We start from the raw sequence: 21,563 nt of genomic DNA, 5'->3' as shown, positions 1-21,563 counted from the left end.
CTTAAGTAACCCGAGTTTGTGGAATAGAGCTAGTTTCTAGCTCTATTCCTCTCCCCTGAGCACAGTAACGCGGCGGCCGTCCAGCGTGACGCGGCCTTGCGCGATTTGCTGGATGATAGCTGGCAGCAGTGCCTGCTCCGCGGCGTGAATGCGCACCGCGAGCGAGCTTTCCGTATCGTCATCCTCTACTGCTACTACAGACTGCGCAATAATCGGTCCGCTGTCCATGCCGCCGTCCACATAGTGGACGGTGACGCCGGTCACCTTAACGCCATAGTCCAACGCTTGCCCGATCCCGTTCACGCCAGGGAAAGCCGGCAGCAAGGCAGGATGAATATTAATCATCCTGCCGTAATACGGCTCCACGACAACGGAGGTAATAATGCGCATATAACCGGCAAGCACAATAAGCTCCACACCGCGGCGCTCAAGCTCGGCAATGATTTCCGTCTCATAGGCTTCACGGGACGGGTAGTTCTTCGGTGTGAACAGGAACGTGTCCACACCCGCCCGCTTAGCGCGCTCCACGACGGGAGCGGCAGGCTTGTCACAAACAAGAAGCTCGATGCTTACATCGAGCTTCCCCTCCTGCACCGCATCTATAATCGCTTGGAAGTTCGTGCCTTGTCCCGAAGCGAAAACAGCGATGCGAAGTGCTCCCATTATACAGTCGCTCCAGTAAACGTTACGATGCGGCTTCCTTCCGTAACCGTTCCGATACGGTAAGCCTGCTCGCCAAGCTCGTTCGCAATGCGAATGGCATCGTCAGCTTGATCAGCAGGGACAACAACAACCAAACCAATGCCCATATTAAAAGTCGTGAACATGTCACGATTCGTAATTTCACCTTTATTTTGCATCAAATCAAAGATCGGCAGAATCGGCCATGAGCCGTATTCTACATCAACGTTTACGCCGTCTGGAAGCACCCGCGGAATATTCTCGATAAAGCCGCCGCCTGTAATATGCGCCATGCCTTTCACTTCTACCTGCTCAATCAGCTTAAGCGCTGATTTGACATAGATGCGTGTTGGCTCGATCAGCACATCGCCAAGCTTAGCGCCGCCAAGCTCTTCAAGCTCTTGATCCAGCTTGTAGCCAGCATCCTCAAGCAGCAAACGACGAACGAGCGAGAAGCCGTTGCTGTGAATGCCGCTGGAAGCGAAGCCGATAACCGCGTCGCCAGCTGCAATCGTAGAGCCGTCGATCATCTTCTTTTTATCCACAATACCAACCGTAAAGCCTGCAATATCATATTCTCCGCCTTGATACATACCTGGCATTTCAGCTGTTTCGCCGCCGATCAAAGAGCAGCCTGCTTGCAAGCAGCCTTCCGAAATTCCTTTGACGATCGCTTCGATCTTCTCAGGCACGACTTTGTCACAAGCCAAGTAATCAAGGAAGAATAAAGGCTCCGCGCCTTGTACGATAATATCATTCACGCACATCGCAACGGCATCAATGCCGATCGTGTCATGCTTATCCATTGCAAAAGCAAGCTTCAGCTTAGTCCCAACGCCATCCGTTCCGGACACGAGCACAGGCTCATCATACTTATCCTTGTTCAAGCTGAACAAACCGCCGAAGCCGCCAAGCTCTGCCAGCACCTCTGGGCGGTAAGTCCGCTTTACGTGCTTCTTCATCCGTTCAACCGCTTCGTTGCCCGCCGCTATATCGACGCCTGCTTTTTTGTATGCTTCTGACACTATCGGTCAACTCCTTCACTAATTTTGCATTTGATGCTTCATGTATAACTGCTATTAGCAGCTGCAGCTTTTGTCCGACTCTTCATTGACCGGCGTTGGATAATCATTATCGAAGCACGCTAGACACATGCCGCGATTATATGCTCCATCATTGCCGCCAACGGATTCCACAAAGCCTTCATTGCTTATAAAAGATAATGAATCGGCATTAATTTGCTTCCGAATTTCTTCCACTGTCCGAAAAGAAGCAATAAGCTCCTTGCGGTCTGGCGTATCAATGCCGTAGTAGCAAGGGTTCTTGAAAGGCGGCGATGTAATCCGCACATGCACCTCGGTTGCCCCTGCTTCACGAAGCAGGTTAACAATACGAAGCGATGTCGTGCCGCGCACGATGGAATCATCGATCATTACAACGCGCTTGCCTTCAACGACTTTACGAACGGCGGAAAGCTTCATTTTCACACCTTTCTCGCGAAGCTCTTGAGAAGGCTGAATGAAGGTCCGGCCTGTATATTTATTTTTAATTAAGCCAAGCTCATAAGGAATACCGGTCTGCTCTGCATAACCAATCGCCGCTGAAATACTGGAATCTGGCACACCGGTTACGATATCTGCATCCACGAAAGATTCCTCCGCCAAGCGGCGTCCCATCCGTTTGCGCGCCATATGAATGTTGATTCCGTTAATATCACTATCCGGCCTTGCAAAATAAATGTATTCCATCGCACAGGTCGCGCGCCGATCAACATCGGCGTAACGATCCTCGCGCATGCCGTTCGAATCCAGAATAAGCAATTCTCCAGGCTGAACATCACGCTCATACTCCGCGCCAATCGTCTCAAAAGCGCAGGATTCGGAGGAGAATACATAGCCCTCGCCGATCCGGCCCATAACAAGCGGACGCAAGCCATGCGGATCAGATGCAACGAGCAGCTTATCATTCGTCATAATAAGGAAGGCGAAGCCGCCGACAATACGCTGCAAAGCTTCCTTCGCTGCCGTCTCGAAATCCTTCGGCGAGCGCGCAATAAGATGCGCGATTACTTCCGTATCACTTGAGGTTTGGAAGATGGAGCCCTGCATTTCCAGCTCGCGGCGAATTTCCGGTGCGTTCACGATATTGCCGTTCGTAGCAACCGCAAGATCACCGTCACGATAGCGGAAAATAAGCGGCTGCGCATTAGCCAGCTTGCTTTCTCCCGCGGTCGAATAACGAACATGACCAATTGCACGGTCGCCCGTCAGCCGATCTAGATTATCCTTGTCGAATACTTCTTTGACAAGCCCCATACCATGATGATACTCGAATTTATTGCCTTTACTCGTATCTACCGTACAGATGCCTGCGCTTTCCTCACCGCGATGCTGAAGTGCATGAAGCCCGTAATAAGAGAGATTGGACGCTTCGGGGAGATTGAATATCCCGAAAACGCCGCACTCCTCACGCAATTTATCAAATATATCGTCACGGCCAATGCCTTCGTTATAGTGGTCTCCCGTCCATAACAGTGGCTCCTGTCCTATTTTTTCATCAGACATGGAATCGCATCCTTCCAGACCTTCTCCAGTTGTTGTACCGGCGCCTGAATGCCGGCTTTCCCATTGACGCTTATGGTCAGGCTGCTTCCACGAACAGTACCAATTTCCGTATGAACAACACCTTGCTCTGTTAGCCATGCTTGCAATGCTGCAGCTTGCTCAGGCTTAGCTGAGAGCAAAATGCGTGATTGCGATTCGCTGAACAGAAGGTGGTCAGGACGAAGCTCAGTCGCAAGAGCGACGTCCGCACCGAGACGTCCGCTAATGCATGATTCTGCAACAGCAACGGCGATGCCGCCTTCGGACAAGTCATGAGCCGATGCTACGAGACCCTTCTGAATAGCACCTAATACCGTATCAATTACTTTCTTCTCTACAGCCAGATCAATTTCAGGAGGACGACCAGATGGCGCTCCTTGCAGCACGTATTGCAGCTCACTGCCGCCTAGCTCCGCTTTCGTCTCGCCTACGAGAATAATAACGTCGCCTTCTGCTTTAAAGCCTTGTGTCGTGATGTGGTCGATATCATGCACCAAACCAACCATTCCGATAACAGGCGTCGGGTAAATAGCGCCCTTCGCATTCTCATTGTACAAGCTCACATTACCGCCGATTACCGGCGTATCTAGAACGACGCAAGCCTCAGACATACCGTCAGCCGAGCGCTCAAGCTGCCAGAATACTTCTGGTTTCTCCGGATTGCCAAAGTTCAAGTTATCTGTTACTGCAAGCGGCTCTGCTCCAGAACAAACAATGTTGCGCGCTGCTTCTGCAACCGAAATGCGTCCGCCTACTTCAGGATCAAGATAAACATAACGTCCGTTACAGTCAGTCGTCATCGCAAGCGCCTTGCGCGTGCCGCGAATCGTTACAACTGCTGCATCTGAGCCCGGTTGAACGGCTGTAGATGTGCGAACCATGTAATCATATTGGTTATAAACCCATTCTTTGCTTGCAACAGTTGGGGAAGCCAATACTTTCTCCAAAGCACCAGTCAAATCAGTAATTTCTGCAAAATCATTCGTGTCGATTGCTGCATTTTCGCTATAGTAAGCAGGCTCTTTCGATGGTTTGTCGTATACTGGGCACTCGTCAACGAGCGCTTTAACCGGCATATCAGCAACCTCTTGGCCTTGGTGGAACAAGCGCAGACGTCCGTCATCCGTTACTTTACCAACTTTGGCGCAAATGATGCCCCAGCGATCAAAGATTTCCATTGCCTGTGCTTCATGCTGCGGCTCTACGACAAAGAGCATACGCTCTTGGGATTCGGAAAGCATCATTTCATAAGGCGTCATGCCTGTTTCGCGCTGCGGCACCTCATCGAGGTAAAGCTCAAGGCCATTACCCGCTTTGGAAGCCATTTCTGCGCTGGAGCAAGTAAGTCCTGCTGCTCCCATATCTTGAATGCCAAGTACAATGCCGGAATTGATAAGCTCCAGAGTCGCTTCCATAACAAGCTTCTCCATGAACGGATCGCCGACCTGTACAGCAGTACGTTTCTCTTCGGATTCTTCAGACAGCTCAACGGAAGCAAAGGTTGCACCGTGAATACCGTCGCGGCCTGTTGCAGGTCCTACGTAAAATACAGGATTGCCTACCCCTTTGGCGACGCCGCGCTGAATTTTATCATGATCAATTAGGCCGACACACATCGCGTTAACGAGCGGGTTGCCCTCATAGCTCTCATCGAACATCACTTCGCCCGCAACCGTCGGAATTCCGATACAGTTGCCGTAGCCCGCGATGCCGCTTACGACGTTTTCAAACAAATATTTAACGCGTTCATTCTCTAGACGGCCAAAGCGCAAGCTGTTCAGCAGCGCAATCGGACGAGCGCCCATGGAAAAAATATCGCGGATAATGCCGCCCACGCCAGTTGCAGCGCCTTGGTAAGGCTCAACCGCAGAGGGATGGTTATGCGATTCGATTTTGAATACAACCGCTTGATTGTCTCCGATATCGACGATGCCTGCGCCTTCGCCTGGTCCCATAAGAACGCGAGGTCCGGTAATCGGGAATTTTTTCAAAATAGGCTTGGAGTTTTTGTAAGAGCAATGCTCCGACCACATAACGCTGAATACGCCGATCTCCGTGTAGTTAGGCTTGCGTCCAAGAAAACCGCAAATGAGATCAAATTCATAATCAGAAACGCCAAATTGAGTGTAAATCTTTTGATCGGCAATTTGCTCCGCCGTCGGTTCCTTAGCCGTTAACTGCTGCGTCATGTTGTTCCCTCCATGCATTCAAAATCGATGTAAACATCCGTTTGCCGTCTTCCGATCCAAGCAATTGGTCAATCGCGCGCTCAGGATGCGGCATCATGCCTACCACATTTCCTGCTTTGTTGCTGACGCCCGCAATGTTATCAACCGAACCGTTCGGATTCGTGTCGCCTGCATAGCGGAATATGATCTGGTCGTTCGCTTTGAGCTCAGCCAGCGTCTCGTCATCGCAGAAGTAGTTGCCTTCGCCATGCGCGATCGGTATATTAATAATTTCGCCTTGCGAATATTGGTTTGTGAAAGCTGTCTTGCTGTTCACTACCTCAAGCGGAGCTTGGTGGCAGCGGAACTTCAAGCCGTTATTGCGAATAAGTGCACCTGGCAGGAGGCCAGCTTCCGTCAAAATTTGAAACCCGTTGCAAATGCCAAGAATATATTTGCCTGCTTCGGCTGCTTTCTTCACTTCGTTCATCACGGCAGCGAATTGAGCAATTGCACCGCAGCGCAGGTAATCACCGTAAGAGAAGCCGCCTGGAACTAGAATCGCGTCATACGCGGATAGATCCGTAGCGGTATGCCATACATAGTCAACCGATTGTCCGATGGTGTCTTCCACTGCTTTGTAGCAATCAATATCGCAGTTGGAGCCAGGAAATACGAGAACCGCAAACTTCATCGCCTTATCCCTCCAGCTCAAAACGGTAATCTTCTACAACCGTGTTCGCGAACAGCTTCTCACACATCGCTTTGACGCGAGTTTCCGCTTCTGCGCGGTCAGTCGTATCAAGCTCAAGCTCCAAATATTTGCCGATGCGCACTTTGCCGACTTCGGAGAAGCCTAGCGTGTGAAGCGCTCCTTGCACAGCTGTTCCTTGTGGATCCAAAACGTTTTGCTTGATAGTGACGTAGACGGTTGCCTTCATAATAGCCTCCTGAAAATGTATGTTTTTCTCGCTAGATGGTGATGGACGATGCTGTCCGCGGGCGGTGGGAGTTATTGTCTACGTCGCTTTCGAAGCCGGGAAATTCTGATTACACGCTATGCGGTAATTTCCCGGTCTTCAAGAAGCGATCGCTATCGCTCTACGACAACAACTTCCCACGCTGCGCGTGAGCATATTTCCTTCAAACTCTCGCAAGTGTGGTCGGTGAAGCAGCTTTTTGGCGGCCGCGCTTTCTCTGGCCGCCTTTTTCTTTAAAATAAGAGTAATATCTGAAACTAATAATCTAGTTTGAAACTAAGTAAATAGACTCTACAGCTCAGCACCCGTAAGACGACGGTAAATGTCGCGGTAGCGAGTAGTCGTTTCGGCTACTACGGATTCCGGAAGTGGTGCCGGCTTACTGTCACGATCCCAGTCGGAGCCTAGCAGGTAAGTGCGAACAGGCTCTTTGTCCATGCTGTCGATTTCGATATCCAGGGCATAGTTGCCTTCCGCCCAGAAACGCGAGGAATCTGGTGTGAAAATCTCATCGATCAGAATAACTTTGCCGTCGATGAGTCCGAATTCGAACTTGCAATCCGCCAGAATGATGCCATGCTCCGCGCAATAGCCGTGAGCGAACTCATAAAGCTTGATGCTGCGGTCGCGAAGCTCCTCTGCCAGCTCGGCGCCGACCATTTCCGCCATCTTCTGAAACGGAATATCTTCGTCGTGACCGACGTCGTTTTTGGCAGCCGGCGTGAAGATAGGAGCAGGGAAACGTTCGTTTTTGCGCAATCCTTCCGGCAGCTCAATGCCGTTGATTGCTGATGTTTGCTGGTACTGCCTCCAGCCGCCGCCCGTAATATAACCCCGCACGACGCATTCAATATCAATTCGTTCTGCTTTGCGGGTAACCATGATGCGGTTTCTCAGCATTTCCGGCTCTGTGACGATATCGCCAAGCTTCTCCACATCGGTATGCACAACATGATTGACTTGAATATCAGCCGTTTGCTGGAACCAATAAGCTGACAGGCGGTTAAGCACATTGCCCTTATCCGGTACAGCCGGATCGAGCACGTAGTCGAACGCCGAGATACGATCCGTTACGACGATCAGGAAATGCTCGCCCAGATCATAGAGCTCGCGAACCTTGCCCTTATAGATAAGCGGAGCTTTGATATAATCGACAGCCGTCGATAGAGCTTGCGATTGTGCAGTCATCCGGCTAACCTCCCCTTAAATCAATCCTAAGCGTGTGAAAATCGTATCCACATGCTTCAAATGCCATGCAGGATTGAAGCAATCGTCGATTTCTTCAGCAGTCAGCACACTTGTAATTTCTTCTGTCTCACCGATAATGTCGCGGAATTGACGCTGAGTTTCCCAAGCCTGCATCGCGCGCGGTTGAACCGTATCATAGGCTTTCTCACGGCTGAAGCCTTTGTCGATCAGCTTTGTCAATACACGGCCGGAGAAAGGTACGCCGTAAGTCGCTTGCATGTTGCGTTTCATGTTTTCCGGGAACACTTGAAGATTGTTGATAATGTTGCCCAAACGATTCAGCATATAGTTAAGCAGCATCGTTGCATCCGGCAAAATTATACGTTCTACGGATGAATGGCTGATATCGCGTTCATGCCAAAGCGCAATATTCTCATAAGCGGTAACCATATGTCCGCGAATGACGCGGGACAAGCCGGAAATGTTCTCGCAGCCGATTGGGTTGCGCTTATGCGGCATTGCGGATGAACCTTTTTGGCCTTTTGCGAAAGGCTCTTCGACTTCACGGAATTCACTCTTCTGCAGTGCGCGAATTTCAGTCGCGAATTTATCCAATGACGAAGCAACAAGCGCAAGCGTCGCCATATATTCAGCGTGACGGTCACGCTGCAAGGTTTGTGTGGAAATTGGAGCTGCTGTAATACCCAGCTTATTGCAAACGAACTCTTCAACGAATGGATCGATGTCTGCGAAAGTACCGACAGCACCGGACATTTTGCCGAATTGCACACCATTTGCCGCATGATGGAAACGCTCCAGGTTGCGCTTCATTTCCTCATACCAAAGCGCCATCTTCAAACCGAAGGTCGTTGGCTGTGCATGAACGCCGTGTGTACGGCCCATCATAGGCGTATCTTTATATTGGATCGCTTTATTGCGAAGAATCTCAATAAAACGCTCGATGTCCTTTACTAAAATAGCATTAGCTTGAAGCAGCAGATAACCGATAGCTGTATCTACAACGTCAGTAGAAGTTAGGCCGTAATGCACCCATTTGCCTTCCGGGCCAGCCTTCTCGGATACGGCACGCGTAAATGCGATAACATCATGGCGAGTGTCCTGCTCAATTTCGTAAATACGATCAATATCGAAGTCAGCTGAAGCACGAAGTGCAACAACATCTTCCTTCGGAATAACGCCCAGCTCGGACCAAGCCTCGCATGCACACAGCTCAACTTCAAGCCATGCTCTGAATTTATTTTCCTCTGTCCATATTTCTCTCATTTCCGGTCTGCTATAACGCTCCAACATCAATCATTCACACCTTCCAAATAGTTGTCTCTTTAATCCAGCTGAGTGCAGCATCTATATCTGGCGCCAAAACGTTGACATGTCCCATTTTACGCTTATGGACAGCATCTTTTTTCCCGTACAAATGTACCTTTGGTGCAACCTTCAGCCTTTCGGCCGTTTCATCGCGGCGTGCTAGCAGCGCCAGCAGCGGCTCAACGTGCTGTCCCAGTACATTAACCATCACAACCGGACTCATCAGCGTCGTATCGCCTAGCGGCAGGTTGCAAATTGCGCGGATATGCTGTTCGAATTGCGAAGTTCGGCATGCCTCCATCGTGTAGTGGCCGCTGTTATGCGGACGCGGCGCAAGCTCATTCACGAACAGCTCGCCATCAGCCGTATAGAACAGTTCTACTGCGATAAGCCCTACAACGCCAAGCCCTTCAGTGATTTGTTTAGCCAGCTGTTCCGCTTCACGCTGCACATTCTCGCTTATTCGCGCAGGCACGATAGATAAATGCAATATATTATCGACGTGTATATTTTCCGCAACGGGGAACACTTTTATTTCACCCTGTGGACTTCTCGCCGCTATAATTGATAATTCTTTCTCGAAGCGTATGAACTGCTCCAGAACCAGCTGAACGCCGGCACGTGCTAGCGTCTCATACGCTTCCGGTATTTCATCCTTGCTGCGGATAACCCATTGGCCCTTGCCGTCATAGCCGCCCATTGCTGTCTTGAGGACGCAAGGCGTTCCAAAACGTGCAACGGCCTCATGAAGCTCTTCCACACTGCGAATCTCGCTGTACGGAGCTACCCGCACGCCAGCAGCTTCAATTGCGCGTTTCTCGCGAAGCCGATGCTGTGTTGTATACAGCAGCTCGCTGCCCTGCGGTACATAAGATTCATTCATGAGCATAGCGGCTACGTCTGCGTCAACGTTCTCGAACTCGTACGTGATCACATCCGAACGCTCAGCCAGCTCGCGAGCGGCTTCGCGATTGTCGTACGCTGCAACGATTTGCTCTGCAACTTGTCCAGTCGGCGCATCCGGCGTCGGGTCGAGCGCGATGAATCGATAGCCCATTGCGCTTCCCGCATTCGCCATCATGCGGCCAAGCTGTCCGCCGCCTAGAATGCCGATGGTGCTGCCAGGAAGCAGTGTGCTTCCTGCGGGCTGCCGTGTACTAAGCTCAGGTTGCTCGTTCACAGCTTCCGTAGATGATGTCTGCGACTGGCTCTTGCCCGCTTCCTTACTCATAGCGTTTCACTGCTTTCCAGCACTTCCTGCTTGATGCGTTCGCGGCGTGCTTGCACTCGCGCCTGCACCTCGGGGTCGAACGCTCCGAGCATTTGAGCAGCCAGAAGGCCAGCATTCGTTCCGCCAGCGTTACCAATCGCAACAGTAGCAACAGGAATACCGCCTGGCATTTGTACAATGGATAGCAAGGAATCCAGTCCGCTCAAATTCGAAGATTTGACGGGAACGCCAATGACCGGCAGTATCGTCTTCGAAGCGACCATGCCGGGCAAATGCGCAGCGCCGCCTGCTCCAGCAATAATGACTTTCAGCCCTCGCTCTACTGCCGTTTCCGCATATTCAAACATTAAATCCGGTGTCCGATGCGCCGACACGACCTTTTTCTCATAAGGGATTTGCAATTCCTCCAAAACGTCGCAAGCTAGTTTCATTGTGTCCCAATCCGACTTGCTGCCCATGATGACGCCCACCTTAGCCGACATGCGATCAAACCCACTTTCATGTATAAGTTGAATTTCCATGTAAACGATTATTTAGATGTACCTCACGACAACCAAAAAAGGCCCGTCAGCAGCCATATGAATAGGAATGCCTAAGGACCAGAGCAAGCGAAGAATATTGAAGTACCTGCATTCTTCCGAATGAAGGCAGCTGCAATCACTTCAATGAAAATAACAGCACGGCACAGCATGGGCCATACAGACAATAGAAGGCTGCCTCGTTAGAGAGGCAACCTATGTCCTGCTTGGCTTCCATATCATATGCGGCGAATCGAAGCTTATCTCGCAATGCGAGACGATAGGCGCGATTTCGCCTGTTATGTTCATTTTGCTCGTAGTCCGAAAATTAAGGTTTCCGGGTAGAAACATTCAGGCCTAATCCCAAATATATACGAGTTGACTTTACATAAACGTTAAATAAGATTCGTATAAGCTTTACTATTTCATTACTAAAATGATTGTTAAAAAGTGACTTGACTCCAAAGGTCGGCAATTGCTGTTTTCCGCTCCTGCAGAACACTCCGCCTCAAGCCTATTCCAGTTTATCTAATCCTCAATCTACTGTCAATGAAATACGAACATTAAATTGAGTTTCTTTTGGAAAGTTCGCTTTTACCAATCATTGAATCAAAAAAAAAACAATTGCACGCCATAAAATAGGTGTTTCAACCTACTATTCCAGATTTCATCCTTAACCGCTTTAACTCATCAAAGAAGCCAGAAGCATCTTAAACAGACTAGGATGCGCATAAGGTGAATACAGTTATAATACAAGCCTTTCGAGCATAAGCAATAAAGCGATTAAACCTATTGAGGTAGAAATAGCGAAGAAGGAGGTTAGAAAAGTGCAAATTCATGTTGTGCAAAAAGGAGATTCCTTATGGCAGCTATCGCAAAAATATGATGTTCCCGTAGACGATATTGCTGCTGCAAACGGCCTAAGCAAGCAAAATATACTTGTCATCGGTCAATCGATCATTATACCCATCGAGGCTGGCAGCCATAAAGTGCTGCATGGTGAAACGCTTTGGGCCATCGCGCAGCGATACGGCGTCACACTGAAGGAGCTTGCTCGGTTCAATGGAATCAAAAACCCTGCCCTCATCTATCCAGGCCAGACGATCGTCATTCCGCAAGCCGTGAAACCAACGATAGAAGTTAACGGATATACGGAAAAATTCGGACCAGCAGGGGTTGAAATCATCGAAAAAATCGGCCCATATTTAACTTATTTAAGTCCTTTCAGCTATCGCGTTAGACCAGACGGCACGTTCATTGAATTAGATGAAACAGCTATTATTCTTGCAGCCTATGAGCAGCGTGCTGCTCCGATGATGGTTATTACTAATTTCGAGAATGGCACGTTCAGCCCCGATATTGCTCATGCCGTTCTGGCCAATCCCGAGGTCCAAGAGCGGCTGATCGCTAATATTTTGGACCTTATGGAGAATAAAGGCTATCTTGCGCTCAATATTGATTTCGAATACGTGCCTCCGGCTGACCGTGAGCTGTATAATGCATTTCTACAAAAAGTCGTTGATCAGCTGCATCCGCGAAATTATTTGGTATCGACCTGCTTGGCTCCCAAGCAGAGCGCCGACCAGATCGGCACACTATATGAGGCGCATGATTATCCGGCCCACGGTAGAATCGTTGATTTTGTTATCCTTATGACATACGAATGGGGCTGGTCAGGCGGCCCGCCGCTTGCTGTCGCACCGCTTAACGAGGTTGTTAAGGTATTGAACTATGCGCTGTCCGTCATGCCTCCAGAGAAAATCATTATGGGCATGCCATTATACGGCTATGATTGGACGCTTCCTTACGTAAAAGGAGGAAAATGGGCTCCGACCGTCAGCCCGGAGGCAGCGCTGAATCGAGCCATACAATATGGTGCTGATATCCAATACAACGAGGAGAGCCAATCCCCGTTCTACTCTTACTATGATGAAGAGGGCCGCGAGCATATCGTCTGGTTTGAAGATGCGCGAAGCGTGCAGGCCAAATTCAATATTGTCAAAGCCTATAACCTACGCGGGGTAAGCTACTGGGTTCTCGGCATTCCGTTTCCGCAAAACTGGTATGTGCTCGGTGCGAATTTTACGATTAAAAAGCTTGTTTAGCGCTAGAAGCAAAATAAAAGGCGCAGGGCCTCTCCGACTATAAGGAGAAGCCCTGCGCCTTTTCAATACTATTCCAGCCACACTGTCTTAGCAGTCGCAGGAATGCGCTGCGGTTCAGGGGCGGTCATATCTGGATAACCCAGATAAATGAAGCCGACAAGCTGCGCATCCTCTGCGAGTCCAAGTGTTTCTCTCATGAGTGGATGATACATCGGATCGCCGGAGCGCCAAATGGCGCCTAGGCCATTCGCATGAGCGGCAAGCAGCAGGTTCTGAACGGCTGCTTGTACAGCCGCAAGCTCCTCCTCCAGCACAGCGCGAGGATTATCTGACGGCACGCAGACAGCAGCTATAATGACCGGAGCGCGGTAAGCCTTAGAGCGTTCCTTCGCAAGGCGCTCTTCAAGCGGCTGACCGCTCAGCTCAGGCACGGCAGCGGCGCTTACGCGTGCGTAGCCTTCAGCGAGCCTTGCGCGTCCTTCTCCCGTCATAACAATAAATGACCATGGCTGCGTATTATGGTGGCTTGGCGCAAATACAGCAGCCTCAATCAGTCTCTCAATAATAGCGCGATCAACGGGATCCTTCTTCACTCTCCCAATCGTTCTTCGCGTTTTTATAGCTTCTTCAACGTTCATATCCGGTATCTCCTCCGATTATGCTATTTAAATAAATGCAAGTATTCGCCGTAGCCCTCTTGCTCCAAGTCATCTTTGGCAATAAATCGCAAGGATGCTGAATTAATGCAATAACGAAGACCTGTTGGCTGTGGACCGTCATCAAATACATGCCCTAAATGAGAATCGCCTTCCTTGCTGCGCACCTCTACACGCACCATGAAATGACTGGAGTCTGTATGCTCCGTCACAGCAGCAGCCTGCAGCGGCTTCGTAAAGCTCGGCCAGCCGCAGCCAGCGTCATACTTATCACGCGAGCTGAACAGCGGCTCGCCCGAAACGATGTCTACATAAATGCCATCCTCTACGTGATCCCAGTACTCGCCAGTGAAAGGGCGCTCTGTTCCGCTGTTTTGCGTAACTTCATACTGAATAGGCGTAAGCTTCTGCTTCAGCTCAGCAGGATCCTTCTTCACGGTCCAATGCTCGGAGATAAACGCATCACGGCCAGAGCCTTTACGATAATTTTTATAACGGAACGGGTTGGTTTTGTGATAGCCCTGATGGTAGTCTTCCGCTGGGTAGAAGGGTCCAGCCGGTTCAATTTCAGTCACGATCGGACGGTCAAAGCGGCCGCTTGCTTGCAGCTCCTGCTTGGATTTCTCAGCCAGCTGATGCTGCTCCTCCGTGTAGTAGTAAATGCCCGTCCGATACGATTCACCGCGGTCATGGAACTGTCCGCCTGCATCGGTTGGATCGATTTGTCGCCAGTAAATATCGAGCAGCTTCTCATAAGGAAACACTTGCGGATCATACGTAATTTGTACCGCTTCCGTATGGCCTGTTGTTTCCGAGCAAACCTCCTGATAGGTTGGGTTAACGGTGTGGCCGCCTGTATAACCGGATACGACCGAGATAATGCCCGGCATTTCTTCAAACGGCGAAACCATGCACCAGAAACAGCCACCAGCGAACACCGCTTTCGCCTCATTACGGCTTGTGCCGTTATTTATGATTGGTTGATCCATACTGATCACCCTCCTGAATATTTCATTTCATGTCTTGCTTCTCTATTATACATGACGAGTATGGCTAACATCAAAAAAAGAAGGGGTTGTCTCAAAAGCCGCTCAAATGCTGACATTAAATTTTCTCGCTGGGTTCAAGCAGCAGCTTTAGACCAAATAAGCAAAACAGCCGGTCAGGAGTAGAAATCCTGATCGGCTGTTTTACAATACTACATCCTATTCAAAAGCTTTACCTGGCAAAAAGACAAACAGGATTGGCAGCGAGCTCGCACCTGGTGAAGTATACTGGATCGTCACTTCCTGCGGTGAATTAAGCTCAGCTCCTGTAGGCTTGTGCGTATAAAGCAGCACACCTTCGGATAAATTCACATGTCCGCCTGTCGGAACCGAGATTACTTTTCCATTAACGGATACCGCACCTTGGAAAATACCTGCTCTTGGGTTCAATAGAATACGAGTTCCGTATGCAACGCTTTTGAGCTTGACCGTCGTAACGGCGCCATACTCGCCTCCGTTATAGGTCATTCCGCCTGTCAGCGCGTCAACGCCTACCATAACATCGCCGCGGCTGCCGAGACGAAGCTTGCTCTCGGTTACGCCAACCTTCTCATTTACTTCAATATATTGATCCGTATCAAAAAATTTACCACGATTTCCTACCTTCTCAAGCAGCGGCGCGTTGGACACAACACTTACCGGATCCGTAAATTCATTGAGCGCTAATGTCGTGAAGGTTAGCGGTCCATCCATATCAACATCAAGCAAGCCGGAGAAGCCCTCCGTCGGATTCATAATGATTTTCTCCAATTCCGGCAATATCGGAACGGATGCTCCAGGCTCGATGATCATCTCACGCGCCGTAGAGCCTTGTAAATATCTCAATACAGCAGCAGAACCGAATTGCATCGCACTGACACTCGGTCCAGCAAGGCCGCGGTTGCCAAGCTTCAGCTTCACGCTTTCTGTTCCTTTGTTAGTCGCGACGACCGCAATCTTAAGACGCTCTTCAGAGCCGTTGCGGTGATGAAGGAATAATCGGCTCGCATCATTTAGATCATCCTCGTACAGCAAACCCTCGCCGAAGAAACGTTCAGGCGCGTTCGACATATACAACGTACGTCCGCCCTTGGATTCTATCGTATCGACCTCTTTAAAGGTATTCATAAGCTTCGCGTCCAGCGCGAACTTGTCGCCTGGGTTACCATAACGCAAATAATATTCATAAGGCGTATACATGACTTCATCAGTCACAGTAATATCCTGCGTTTTCGTCGCGCTGACTGCGCCATCGTCATCCGTAACCTTCAGGGTCACTGTATATACCCCAGGCTCGAAATACGCGCTTTTGCGTCCTGCCCATTCCGTCTTCATAATCTTTCCATCAAGATCATAGCTAAGATCCGTATATTCAACCGGTTCTCCGAGCTTCACCTCGACAGGAGCTTTAAAATCGGCAACAGGCTCCACATTTGGGTCTGGCTGAATGGTAATACTAATTTGCTTAAGCTCAGCATTGAAGGTATAGTTCCCTGTCCAAAGCTGCTTTACAGCTGATAGCGGAACATGCATCGTACCGTTAATTCTAGTCGCTGCAGAGGACATCAGAATATAGCTGTCATTGCGGCGCGCTCCGCGCATATCTACGTTCAGTGTTACTTTGTTAAAGTAAGTATCGATATGAGTGCCCTTCGAGTCATTATACACTTTCGCTCCCACTGCGCTTGCAAGGGTATGAATAGGTATCATCGTAACCCCATTAACAACCGGCAGCGGTGTCGTCATTTGCTTTACGCTTCCATTAAGCGTCATTTGCTTCTGGCCGTGTACAAAAGTAATTTTGATCGGCTGCCGCTCTGCTGCGTTTATCTTATCTTGCGAACCAAACCCCGCCCCCGCAAGTGAAACCAACAAGCTGGCAATAATGATTCTCTTTGCTATCCGTTTGCTCTTTTTCTCTTTATTCATCTTCTTCTCCTTCCGGTTCACAGCATTAACTGCCGCATCCCGATTAGTTAGACGCTGTTAACATGCATAATGTTCCGCATAAATTGAAATATTCAATAAATTACCACTTGCAAAACAGGACATCAGATATTCTCTTTGTTACAATAAGATGACGTCCGCAACTATTCAGCAGGGTTTGATCGTCTATTATTACGTACCGAAATGCTTGCAGTTCGTTCATCCGATCTTCTATGCAAGTGACTAACAAGAGAGGTGAATGAATCAAATGAGTGATTTAATTATGGAACAACGTGCTGCCAGCCCCTATGAAATGAAGCCGCGAAAAAAGAGAGGAAAAGGCACATTCCTCATCTTTATCTGTGTATGGATCGTTCTCATCGCTTTAGGAGTATTGGGCGCCAAATGGTATACCGAGCGGATTCAGCAGACGCTAGCCGTCGATTTGGAGAAACAAACAGCCGCTCAGATTACAGCTATGCAGCAAGCCTATGAGACCCGCATGCAGCAGCTAGAAAGCAACTACACGGAGGATCTCGCCGAGCTTAAGAGCAAGGTTGATGCGCTTAATGAGCTGCTTACTTTCACCAAGGATAACGCCGATTCGAAAACAGACAATAGCAATAAGCTATATACGCAATTAAATGAAGTGAAGAAACAGCTGAACGAACTGCAAAAGAATTTGGACATGTTGAAATGAACATAACCGTAAAAACATTAAACCGGACGGCGCTGCTTGCTTGCACACCTTTTCTCAGCATTATGATTTGGCTGCTCTTATCCGATATTGTCATTCAATTATCAGATGATGCGTTTCCAAGCGCAGTTACTGAGCACGAGATGCCGCCTGCCGCTGATATTAAGCCTGCCATTATTGGGCTTGACCAAGCGCAGGTAACAGCTTCAGAGACCCAGCAATCGATTCAGAAGCAGATTAAACTCTATAATCAAACCAATTCGGATATGGCGAACCTATCATCCCTAGCAGCCTCGCAAGCATCGAGGCCGCTTGCCATCTATGACCGTAATATTACAAGAAGGCTAGGCAACCCCTCAGCTACTATTGAATCGGACAAGCTGCGGGCTCAGCTCTTCTACATAAAGGCTGAGCATTTCAACGCCTATGCGCTGAAGGTGAAGCTGAAGAGCAGCGATGCCATGAAGATGACGCTGGGCGGCAAGGAGCTTGGCCAAGCGGAAACGACACTCGCTGCCGTGAACCGCCATCATGCAATAGCGGGAGTCAATGCAGGCGGCTTTGCTGACGGAAGCGGCAAACGCTATCCGCTGAGCACGACGATTGTAGACGGCGAATATGTAACAAGCTTCGAGCCGCCGCGTGCGAATTTGTTTTTTGTCGGACTAAATGATAAGAATGAACTGGTTGGCGGCAAGTTTGCGACTAAAGAACAGCTTGATGCCAAAAAACCGAAATTCGGCGCATCCTTCGTTCCGGTATTGCTTCGAGGCGGTACGACCCAGCCTATTCCAGCCAAATGGCAGACGAGCCCAAAACGCGCTCCTCGGACTGTTATTGCCAACTTTAAGGATGACCAGCTGCTCTTCCTTGTTGCGGACGGCTATAACGAAGCCGGCAGCTCTGGAGCTACGCTGGACGAAATGCAGCTGCTGCTTCAGCGCTATGGCGCGGTTGACGGATACAATCTGGATGGCGGCGGCTCATCCTCACTCATTTTTAATGGCAAAGTCATTAATAAGCCGTCTGGCGGAGAGCTTCGCAAGCTTCCGACCCATTTCTTATTCTTCAAATAATTGCACAAAGGGTAGCCTTTTGATCGTTAATTGCGAATATACTGATACCGACTGCCGGAACCACACTCCTGCTAATGTTTCTATTGAAAGGAGCAGTACAGATGGGCATGGGCTCCAAATGGTATCGAAGGACGCTATTAACGATTACGGGATTCAAGTTTGTGGAGAAAATGTCTACAACCTATGGCAAAGGACTGGCAAGCCGGTTCATAGCCGGAGAAACACTTGATGAGGCTTTGGATGAGGTTGAGCAGCTTAATGGTCTTGGCATTATGGCCACGCTCGATCATTTGGGAGAAGGTATCACGGAATTAAGTGAAGCGGCTGCATACAAAGAGCAGTATATTAAACTGATCGAAGGCATTGCAGCCCGCAAAGCAAACACCAATGTATCTTTAAAGCCAACTCAAATGGGACTTGGTCTCGATCAGACGGTTTGTCTCTCGAACATAAGAGAGGTAGTTAAACAGGCAAGACATTGCCGGAACTTCGTACGCATCGACATGGAGAATTCACCTTATACGCAGGCCACTATCGATATCGTGAGACGACTTCATAAAGAGGGCTTAACGAATGTAGGAACCGTGCTGCAGGCCTATTTGTTCCGAACCCAGCAGGATGCAGAGGATTTGCTTCGCGAGCAAATCAATTTACGCCTTGTGAAGGGCGCTTATAAAGAGGCGGATGCTGTTGCCTACCAGAAAACGTCCGAAGTTGTCGAAAGCTTCAAAAGCATCATAAAGCTTCATTTGGATAACGGCGTCTACACTGCTATTGCCTCACATGATGATGCCATCATTAGCTGGGTGAAGGCTTATACTCGCGCAAAACAAATACCCAAGCATGCTTTTGAATTCCAGATGCTGTATGGGCTTCGCATGAATGAACAAGCAAGGCTTGCCAAGGAGGGATACCGCATCCGCTGCTATGTGCCATATGGTGTGATGTGGTATCCCTATTTCACTCGCCGTCTTGCCGAGAAGCCCGCCAACCTTATGCTGGTGCTCAAAAATATGTCAACTCTTAAGCGCTGATGCTGCTTCATGGCAGCCTTGGCGCTTTTGTCTTAAGCCCTTCCGTATACGAGCAACGCAAAAAAGAATCTTTCCCGCCATAAGGGATGATTCTTTTTTGCGTAACTGGAGGGAAGATCGATCCGATTAGCATCCCTCGTTTTAACCTTTAAACAAACCTACAAACGGTATAATAGATTTGATGACTCCCATACCCATATTAACAGCCGGCCAAGCTTTTTTCATAAAATTCATGATACCGCCAAAGCCGCCAAAGCTTCCAGGGCCTCCGGCACCACCAAACCCTCCGCCAAAGCCTGGGCCAAACCCTGGACCGAAACCTGGACCGAAACCCGGACCGCTACCTGGTCCGTTACCTGGACCATTACCTGGAGCGAAACCTGGACCGAAACCCGGACCGCTGCCTGGTCCGTTGCCTTCCTGATTTACGACGGCGGCAGCAGGAGCAAAGGATCCGCTCCCTCCAAAGTTTCCAAACGGGGCAGCAGTCCCCGGTAATATTGCAGATATTTTTGCTTTTTTTGTTCGTTGTGAAAGTGAAGGATTCAATTTCCCTTTACCCTTTTGACCAGAGAGAATCAGTTGTCCCTTCTCGACGCCCATGATTCGTCCGACATAAAAGCCCCCGTTCTTCAGCTCCACACAAACGGGTTGACCGATCATCCGTCTTGCCTGCTTACTTAACGCTTTTTGTTTTCTAAGCATGGCGGTCTCCTTTCTGTTATTGTAATACAACTTATTCTGCAAATTCCGCTCTGCTTGTACGGTTGACTATAGCATTAGCATTCATTTAATGATTTGTCCAAAGTCTCATAAACACAAAAAAGAAGCAGCGCTAGTCCAGCGCTGCTTCTTCGACTTATTCTTATTTATTGGCAATATTATTCCCCGCCCATGAATACGTAACGGCCGATAATAAGCACCGCTAGAATCCACATGAGCCAGTGTACTTTATACTTGCCTTTGCCAGTCAGATTGGCAACCGTTGCAAGCACCACATACGATACGATACCAAATGAGATACCGTTAGCAATGTTGTAAGTAAGCGGCATTAATGCAAGTGTAAGGAATGAAGGAATGGCGTAAACCAAATCAGAGAAATCAATATCCTTAACCGATTGCATCATCAGCACGCCGACAATAATAAGCGCAGCCGCTGTTGCAGAGCCCGGAACGAGCGCTACGATCGGCGACAAGAAGATAGCAAGCAGGAAGCAAACGCCGGTCGTAACAGCCGTAAGACCTGTACGTCCACCTTGCGCTACGCCCGCGGAGCTTTCAACGAATGCAGTAACCGTGCTTGTACCAAGCACAGCGCCGCCGCTGACGCCGATTGCATCGACGAACATCGCTTTGCCGATCCGCTTCTTGCCTTCCTCCGGATTTTTCATATAGCCGGCGCGAGTTGCCGTACCGACAAGCGTACCGAAAGTATCGAATAATTCAACGAAGGTGAAGGTCAGGATAACGGTTACCAGTCCCACCTCGAACACCCCAGCGAAATCAAAATGCCAAAAGTTCATTTTGGAGAAATCAGGTACCCAGGTTTGACCCGAGAACACATCTTTCACTTTGACTTGACCCGTTAGGATGGATATAACAGTCGTACCTAGAATACCAAACAAAATGGCGCCTGGTACACGAAGCACCATCAGTATAGCGATCAGAAAAATCGCGACAACCGTAAGCACTACCGTTCCGTCTTGAAAGCTTCCTAGCTGTATAACCGTTTCAGAGCCGCTGACAGGCGTGAATTCAAATGCCTTAATATCGTTAAAGCTCGAAACTGCAATCGTCATAAGGCCGCTCGTTTTCAAGCCGATTACGGTAATAAACAAACCGATACCGACTGTAATAGCGTTTTTCAGACTGTCAGGGACAGCTGTAATCAGCATTTGACGAATTTGAGTAAGTGTCAAAATAATGAAAATAATACCTGAGATAAACACAGCCGTTAAGCCCATTGCCGGAGAGATCGGCTTATCCGTCGCTGCTGAAGCAATGATTACGGATGCAAAATACGCATTGAGTCCCATTCCGGGAGCAAGTGCTACAGGGAAGTTAATGAACAGCCCCATCGCGATTGTGAAAATACCGGCAGCAAGCGCCGTAGCTAAGAAGACTGCTGTCCAATCTAGTCCTGCTGGTGTAAGAATGATTGGATTGACGGCCAATATATATGCCATCGTCATGAAAGTCGTCAGCCCCGCCATAATCTCCGTTCTGACATTTGTTCCGTGTTCCTTTAAGCGAAAGAAACGTTCCATTTTGATTACTAACCTCCCAAAATTGTGGTGGAACAAACAAAGAAGCCTAGAAAAAAATGCAAATAATCGCATTTCTCCTAGG

19 protein-coding genes and 1 riboswitch are annotated in these 21,563 nt (G+C 49.1%); of the genes, 4 read left to right on the top strand and 15 right to left on the bottom strand.

What is annotated here, in order from left to right:
• Window positions 1-42: 42 nt before the first annotated feature.
• From purN to purE, 10 genes are all read right to left on the bottom strand, one after another.
• Window positions 43-663 (bottom strand): phosphoribosylglycinamide formyltransferase, encoded by a 621-nt coding sequence (gene purN / locus CEF13_RS04235; protein WP_102709572.1) that lies wholly within the window; start codon window positions 661-663, stop codon window positions 43-45.
• The gene (gene purM, locus CEF13_RS04230; RefSeq protein WP_102709571.1) at window positions 663-1,706 is read right to left on the bottom strand and encodes a phosphoribosylformylglycinamidine cyclo-ligase; all 1,044 of its coding nucleotides are present in this window, start codon (window positions 1,704-1,706) and stop codon (window positions 663-665) included. Before purM ends, purN begins: the two co-directional genes overlap by 1 nt.
• A 54-nt stretch (window positions 1,707-1,760) precedes the next feature.
• Complete coding sequence (gene purF, locus CEF13_RS04225) at window positions 1,761-3,245, bottom strand: amidophosphoribosyltransferase (protein ID WP_102709570.1); 1,485 nt, start codon at window positions 3,243-3,245, stop codon at window positions 1,761-1,763.
• Window positions 3,227-5,473 (bottom strand): phosphoribosylformylglycinamidine synthase subunit PurL, encoded by a 2,247-nt coding sequence (gene purL / locus CEF13_RS04220; protein ID WP_102709569.1) that lies wholly within the window; start codon window positions 5,471-5,473, stop codon window positions 3,227-3,229. Before purL ends, purF begins: the two co-directional genes overlap by 19 nt.
• The gene (gene purQ / locus CEF13_RS04215; RefSeq protein ID WP_102709568.1) at window positions 5,451-6,146 is read right to left on the bottom strand and encodes a phosphoribosylformylglycinamidine synthase subunit PurQ; all 696 of its coding nucleotides are present in this window, start codon (window positions 6,144-6,146) and stop codon (window positions 5,451-5,453) included. The genes purL and purQ overlap by 23 nt, the downstream gene beginning before the upstream one ends.
• A gap of 4 nt (window positions 6,147-6,150) precedes the next feature.
• Window positions 6,151-6,396, bottom strand: coding sequence for a phosphoribosylformylglycinamidine synthase subunit PurS (gene purS, locus CEF13_RS04210; protein WP_211297054.1), 246 nt, complete (start codon window positions 6,394-6,396; stop codon window positions 6,151-6,153).
• 327 nt (window positions 6,397-6,723) lie between these two features.
• Window positions 6,724-7,620 (bottom strand): phosphoribosylaminoimidazolesuccinocarboxamide synthase, encoded by an 897-nt coding sequence (locus CEF13_RS04205; protein ID WP_102709566.1) that lies wholly within the window; start codon window positions 7,618-7,620, stop codon window positions 6,724-6,726.
• 15 nt (window positions 7,621-7,635) lie between these two features.
• A complete protein-coding gene (gene purB, locus CEF13_RS04200; RefSeq protein WP_102709565.1) occupies window positions 7,636-8,931 on the bottom strand; it encodes an adenylosuccinate lyase in 1,296 nt (431 codons plus the stop codon).
• 7 nt (window positions 8,932-8,938) lie between these two features.
• Window positions 8,939-10,177: a 5-(carboxyamino)imidazole ribonucleotide synthase gene (purK, locus tag CEF13_RS04195; protein ID WP_102709564.1), complete on the bottom strand. Its 1,239-nt coding sequence runs from the start codon at window positions 10,175-10,177 to the stop codon at window positions 8,939-8,941.
• Complete coding sequence (gene purE, locus CEF13_RS04190) at window positions 10,174-10,659, bottom strand: 5-(carboxyamino)imidazole ribonucleotide mutase (RefSeq protein ID WP_102709563.1); 486 nt, start codon at window positions 10,657-10,659, stop codon at window positions 10,174-10,176. Before purE ends, purK begins: the two co-directional genes overlap by 4 nt.
• A 333-nt stretch (window positions 10,660-10,992) precedes the next feature.
• Window positions 10,993-11,092, bottom strand: a riboswitch (purine riboswitch).
• Between the two features lie 430 nt (window positions 11,093-11,522).
• Here purE and CEF13_RS04185 point away from each other — a divergent pair.
• Entirely contained in the window at window positions 11,523-12,800 is a 1,278-nt protein-coding gene (locus tag CEF13_RS04185) for a glycoside hydrolase family 18 protein (protein ID WP_102709562.1), read from the top strand.
• A gap of 68 nt (window positions 12,801-12,868) precedes the next feature.
• Here CEF13_RS04185 and CEF13_RS04180 read toward each other — a convergent pair whose 3' ends face one another.
• The 3 genes from CEF13_RS04180 to CEF13_RS04170 form a co-directional block, all read right to left on the bottom strand.
• Window positions 12,869-13,438, bottom strand: a complete 570-nt coding sequence (locus tag CEF13_RS04180; protein WP_102709561.1) for a nitroreductase family protein — start codon at window positions 13,436-13,438, stop codon at window positions 12,869-12,871.
• A gap of 23 nt (window positions 13,439-13,461) precedes the next feature.
• Window positions 13,462-14,445: a peptide-methionine (R)-S-oxide reductase MsrB gene (gene msrB / locus CEF13_RS04175; RefSeq protein ID WP_102709560.1), complete on the bottom strand. Its 984-nt coding sequence runs from the start codon at window positions 14,443-14,445 to the stop codon at window positions 13,462-13,464.
• Between the two features lie 216 nt (window positions 14,446-14,661).
• Entirely contained in the window at window positions 14,662-16,410 is a 1,749-nt protein-coding gene (locus CEF13_RS04170) for a stalk domain-containing protein (protein WP_102709559.1), read from the bottom strand.
• 265 nt (window positions 16,411-16,675) lie between these two features.
• Here CEF13_RS04170 and CEF13_RS04165 point away from each other — a divergent pair, with 265 nt between their 5' ends.
• The 3 genes from CEF13_RS04165 (at window position 16,676) to CEF13_RS04155 (ending at window position 19,214) form a co-directional block, all read left to right on the top strand.
• A complete protein-coding gene (locus tag CEF13_RS04165) occupies window positions 16,676-17,107 on the top strand; it encodes a flagellar basal body-associated FliL family protein (protein WP_102709558.1) in 432 nt (143 codons plus the stop codon).
• Window positions 17,104-18,180, top strand: a complete 1,077-nt coding sequence (locus CEF13_RS04160; protein ID WP_102709557.1) for a phosphodiester glycosidase family protein — start codon at window positions 17,104-17,106, stop codon at window positions 18,178-18,180. Before CEF13_RS04165 ends, CEF13_RS04160 begins: the two co-directional genes overlap by 4 nt.
• Window positions 18,181-18,281: 101 nt before the next feature.
• Complete coding sequence (locus CEF13_RS04155) at window positions 18,282-19,214, top strand: proline dehydrogenase family protein (protein WP_102709556.1); 933 nt, start codon at window positions 18,282-18,284, stop codon at window positions 19,212-19,214.
• A gap of 141 nt (window positions 19,215-19,355) precedes the next feature.
• Here the strand turns inward: CEF13_RS04155 and CEF13_RS28995 are convergent, their stop codons facing one another.
• The gene (locus CEF13_RS28995) at window positions 19,356-19,919 is read right to left on the bottom strand and encodes a hypothetical protein (protein ID WP_208414585.1); all 564 of its coding nucleotides are present in this window, start codon (window positions 19,917-19,919) and stop codon (window positions 19,356-19,358) included.
• 176 nt (window positions 19,920-20,095) lie between these two features.
• Window positions 20,096-21,481: an NCS2 family permease gene (locus CEF13_RS04145; protein ID WP_102709555.1), complete on the bottom strand. Its 1,386-nt coding sequence runs from the start codon at window positions 21,479-21,481 to the stop codon at window positions 20,096-20,098.
• Between the last annotated feature and the right edge of the window lie 82 nt (window positions 21,482-21,563).

The organism is Paenibacillus castaneae, assembly GCF_002884445.1.
GTDB classification, from domain to species: Bacteria; Bacillota; Bacilli; order Paenibacillales; family Paenibacillaceae; genus Pristimantibacillus; species Pristimantibacillus castaneae.
Note: the sequence above shows the minus strand (reverse complement) of the source record. Positions and strands in the feature narration are given on the sequence as shown.

Excerpts from the sequence above, each read along its gene's own strand:
- CEF13_RS04205 (WP_102709566.1), bottom strand. The coding sequence starts at position 7,620 with ATGACTGCACAATCGCAAGCTCTATCGACGGCTGTCGATTATATCAAA.
- CEF13_RS04170 (WP_102709559.1), bottom strand. The coding sequence starts at position 16,410 with ATGAATAAAGAGAAAAAGAGCAAACGGATAGCAAAGAGAATCATTATT.
- purE (WP_102709563.1), bottom strand. The coding sequence starts at position 10,659 with ATGTCGGCTAAGGTGGGCGTCATCATGGGCAGCAAGTCGGATTGGGAC.
- purK (WP_102709564.1), bottom strand. The coding sequence starts at position 10,177 with ATGAGTAAGGAAGCGGGCAAGAGCCAGTCGCAGACATCATCTACGGAA.
- CEF13_RS28995 (WP_208414585.1), bottom strand. The coding sequence starts at position 19,919 with ATGCTTAGAAAACAAAAAGCGTTAAGTAAGCAGGCAAGACGGATGATC.
- CEF13_RS04155 (WP_102709556.1), top strand. The coding sequence starts at position 18,282 with ATGGGCATGGGCTCCAAATGGTATCGAAGGACGCTATTAACGATTACG.
- purF (WP_102709570.1), bottom strand. The coding sequence starts at position 3,245 with ATGTCTGATGAAAAAATAGGACAGGAGCCACTGTTATGGACGGGAGAC.
- CEF13_RS04165 (WP_102709558.1), top strand. The coding sequence starts at position 16,676 with ATGAGTGATTTAATTATGGAACAACGTGCTGCCAGCCCCTATGAAATG.
- purQ (WP_102709568.1), bottom strand. The coding sequence starts at position 6,146 with ATGAAGTTTGCGGTTCTCGTATTTCCTGGCTCCAACTGCGATATTGAT.
- purB (WP_102709565.1), bottom strand. The coding sequence starts at position 8,931 with ATGTTGGAGCGTTATAGCAGACCGGAAATGAGAGAAATATGGACAGAG.
- CEF13_RS04180 (WP_102709561.1), bottom strand. The coding sequence starts at position 13,438 with ATGAACGTTGAAGAAGCTATAAAAACGCGAAGAACGATTGGGAGAGTG.
- msrB (WP_102709560.1), bottom strand. The coding sequence starts at position 14,445 with ATGGATCAACCAATCATAAATAACGGCACAAGCCGTAATGAGGCGAAA.
- CEF13_RS04160 (WP_102709557.1), top strand. The coding sequence starts at position 17,104 with ATGAACATAACCGTAAAAACATTAAACCGGACGGCGCTGCTTGCTTGC.
- purL (WP_102709569.1), bottom strand. The coding sequence starts at position 5,473 with ATGACGCAGCAGTTAACGGCTAAGGAACCGACGGCGGAGCAAATTGCC.
- CEF13_RS04145 (WP_102709555.1), bottom strand. The coding sequence starts at position 21,481 with ATGGAACGTTTCTTTCGCTTAAAGGAACACGGAACAAATGTCAGAACG.
- purN (WP_102709572.1), bottom strand. The coding sequence starts at position 663 with ATGGGAGCACTTCGCATCGCTGTTTTCGCTTCGGGACAAGGCACGAAC.